Genomic DNA, 3,155 nt, shown 5'->3' on the forward strand with positions numbered 1-3,155 from the left:
TCAGAGATGTGTATAAGAGACAGCGCCGACGTCGATGGCGAGGTGACGTAGCGCCTCACTCCAGCACGGTCATCCCGTTTCCGGTGGGTTCGGCGTCCGTCGGGCGAACCCGGACCGCGGCGGCGATCTCGGCGGGGAGCGACACCGTCTCCTCGCGCCCCTCGGGCAGCACGGTCACCATCCCGAACGGCGCGACTTCGCGGACCTCGAGCTCCGTCTCGGGCGTGAGACCCGCGTCCGAGAGGTACGCCAGTATCTCGGGGTCGGTGTCGGCGACCTGGGTCACGACGGCGTGCTCGCCCTCGGCGTACTCCGAGAGCGGGTCGTCGTCGGCCCCGGTGTGTTCGAGGTCCGCGGTGGGGATCGGCGCGCCGTGTGGGTCGGCGGTCGGGTCGCCGAGCACCGCCGCGAGCTCGGTTTCGAGCCGCTCGCTGATGTGGTGTTCGAGGGTGTCGGCCTCGTCGTGGACCTCCGTCCAGTCGTAGCCCAGATGTTCGGCGAGGAAGAGTTCGAGCAGCCGGTGGTGGCGGATGGTTTCGAGCGCGATCAGGGTGCCCTCCTCGGTGAGGCGTACGCCTTTGTACTCCTCGCGCTCGACCAGCCCGTGCCCTTCGAGGCGCTTCATGGTCGCCGTCACCGTCGGCGGGGTGACGTCGAGCGCGTCCGCGATGGCCGACGTCGGCACCGGCTCGTCGCCGTCGGCGAGCTGATAGACCGTTTTGAGGTAGTCCTCGGCCGTCGCGCTCGGCATACCTGTCCTACCTCGCCGACCTACAAAATCGTTGCGTCGGCCCTCGATTCCGTCCTCGCGCGGGTCGAGAAGAACTTCAGGCGCAGGCGGTGGGGGTGTGCTGGGTGTCGGTCTCGCCGGCCACGTCCATGAGTTCGTGGTAGCGGTTCCGGATCGTGACGTTGCTGACCTCGGCGACCTCGCTGACCTCGTCCTGGGTGAGCTTGCGGTTGGTGAGGATGCCGGCGGCGTAGAGCGCCGCGCCCGCGAGCCCGACGGGACTCTTCCCGGAGTGGATCGCCTGCTCCTCGGCGGTGGTGAGGAGTTCGCGGGCGCGTCGCTCGGTCTCCTCGCTCACGTCGAGGTCGGAGGCGAACCGCGAGAGGTACTGCTGGGGTTTCGGTGGGGCGATCTGGAGGTCGAGTTCCTGGTTGATGTAGCGGTAGGCCCGCTTGAACTCCATCTCGTCGACCCGCGAGACCGCGCCGACCTCCTCGACGCTTCGGGGGAGGCCCATCTGCCGGATCCCGGCGTAGAGCGCGGCGGTCGACATCCCCTCGATCGAGCGCCCGGGCAGGAGGTTCTCGGCGAGCGCGCGACGGTAGATCACGCTCGCGGTCTCGCGGACGTCCTTCGGGACGCCGAGCGCGCTCGCCATGCGGTCGATCTCGCCGAGGGCCTGTTTGAGGTTGCGCTCCTTCGAGTTCCGGGTCCGGAAGCGCTCGTCCCAGGTGCGCAGCCGCTGCATCTGCTGGCGCTTGCGAGAGCTCAGGGCGTTGCCGTAGGCGTCCTTGTTCTGCCAGCCGATCTGGCTGGAGAGGCCCTTGTCGTGCATCATCTTCGTGGTGGGCGCGCCGGTGCGCTTCTTCTCGTTGCGCTCGGCGGCGTCGAACGCCCGCCACTCGGGGCCGTGGTCGATCTCGTTCTCGTCGACGACGAGGCCACACTCGTTACAGACGGTCTCGCCGTGCTCCGTATCGGAGACGAGCCGGCCGCCACACTCCGGACAGACCTGTTCGGTCTCGTCGGTCGTGGGCTCCTCGACCGTCTCCTGGGTCGTTCGTTCGCTCGATTCGTGCGCTCGGATGCGTGTCGTGTTACCTTCCAATATCGTATGGGTGAGCGGATGCTCGAATGGTGATGTTCGCTGACGGTACAACGGGATTTCTACAGTGTACGATACGGGGTCGGACTATTTAAAGGCTCCGGCCGTTTGCCGCCGGATATCGGTGCCGAGACGGAGTGAGCGGCCGATATTGGGTGGAGGGCTCGCGGAAAAAGTCGATACACGAACGCCGGCTATCTGACGTACGAGCTCCGCGACCCGCAGGGGCTACAGGCGTTCCCCGCAGCGCTCGCCGACCGGTCGTCTGAACTCTGCGGAAACCAGTAGGTTGAGGTTCGGTCGGCGTCGAGCGGTGATATGAGCCTCGAACGCGAGCACGACTGTCCCGACTGCGGCGAGCGACGGCAGTTCTATCGCGCCGCGAGCACGACGCTCCACCTCGGCGAGAAAGTCAAGTGGCGCTGCCCCGACTGTGGCTACGCGTTCGTCACCATCGGCGACGAGATCACCTCCGCACCGGATCCCGCCTGACGACCGCTAGCAATGCCGAGCCACCCCGACCGGCCATGAATAGCCCCAGTCGGTAGCAGATCTTTTTATACGCTGAGCACCAACCATCCGGCAACGATGTACACGTGTGGTGTGGACGAACGCGCGGACGACGAGGGATGACCCAGCCCTCGTTCGAACCCGTCGATACCGGAATCGCAGTTGTAGACCCGATAGAGCGCCACCAGTACACGCTCTCGACGCCGGATCCGGTCACGCCCGAACCCGCCGGAACGGGGCCGTTCCGGTTCCCGGTCGAGGCCGCCGTCTCGGTTCGCACCAGCTCGTTCTCGTTGCCGAGCGTCGTCACGATCCACGTCCGAGATGGGAGCGGAACCCCGGTCCGGACGGTCGAACACTTCGCGGACGAGCACCTGCCCGAGGGGACCTACGGCGTCGAACTGAACGCGCCCGTGAAGCTCTACCTCGCGGTCGAGAGCTCGGTCAGCCTCGCCGCCGACGCCGAACGGATGTCGATCGAGTTCGGCGAGGAGGTCGACGTACTGGTGGGCGCGCGCTCGCACCACGACCGGCCGGCGGCGACGGTGCGGACGCCGGCCGACCCGGAGANATGTCGATCGAGTTCGGCGAGGAGGTCGACGTACTGGTGGGCGCGCGCTCGCACCACGACCGGCCGGCGGCGACGGTGCGGACGCCGGCCGACCCGGAGAGCATGATGCAGGCGATTTCGACGTTCGGCTCGGCGCTCAAGACCACCTCACCCGAGCGCTCGTATCCGACCCTTCGAGGGCACCCGCCGACGGTCGAACTCGGCGAGGAACTCGACCTCGGGGGGCTCGAACCGCCCGA

3 protein-coding genes and 1 pseudogene are annotated in these 3,155 nt (G+C 67.4%); 2 read left to right on the top strand and 2 right to left on the bottom strand.

Annotated features, from left to right (window positions below):
- Positions 1 to 55: 55 nt before the first annotated feature.
- Together C447_RS06565 and C447_RS06570 are read right to left on the bottom strand one after the other, a co-directional pair.
- Complete coding sequence (locus C447_RS06565; RefSeq protein WP_007692097.1) at positions 56 to 751, bottom strand: metal-dependent transcriptional regulator; 696 nt, start codon at positions 749 to 751, stop codon at positions 56 to 58.
- Between the two features lie 76 nt (positions 752 to 827).
- On the bottom strand, positions 828 to 1,838 hold the full coding sequence (locus C447_RS06570) for a transcription initiation factor IIB (protein WP_007692099.1): 1,011 nt from the start codon (positions 1,836 to 1,838) through the stop codon (positions 828 to 830).
- Positions 1,839 to 2,153: 315 nt separating this feature from the next.
- On the opposite strand from C447_RS06570, the gene C447_RS18115 reads away from it, so the two are divergent.
- The gene (locus tag C447_RS18115; RefSeq protein WP_007692100.1) at positions 2,154 to 2,327 is read left to right on the top strand and encodes a DUF7838 family putative zinc beta-ribbon protein; all 174 of its coding nucleotides are present in this window, start codon (positions 2,154 to 2,156) and stop codon (positions 2,325 to 2,327) included.
- Between the two features lie 137 nt (positions 2,328 to 2,464).
- A pseudogene (locus tag C447_RS06575) lies at positions 2,465 to 3,155 on the top strand (hypothetical protein); the annotation flags it as partial.

Origin of the sequence: Halococcus hamelinensis 100A6 (genome assembly GCF_000336675.1) — an archaeon.
GTDB classification, from domain to species: Archaea; Halobacteriota; Halobacteria; order Halobacteriales; family Halococcaceae; genus Halococcus; species Halococcus hamelinensis.

Excerpts from the sequence above, each read along its gene's own strand:
- C447_RS06565 (WP_007692097.1), bottom strand. The coding sequence starts at position 751 with ATGCCGAGCGCGACGGCCGAGGACTACCTCAAAACGGTCTATCAGCTC.
- C447_RS18115 (WP_007692100.1), top strand. The coding sequence starts at position 2,154 with ATGAGCCTCGAACGCGAGCACGACTGTCCCGACTGCGGCGAGCGACGG.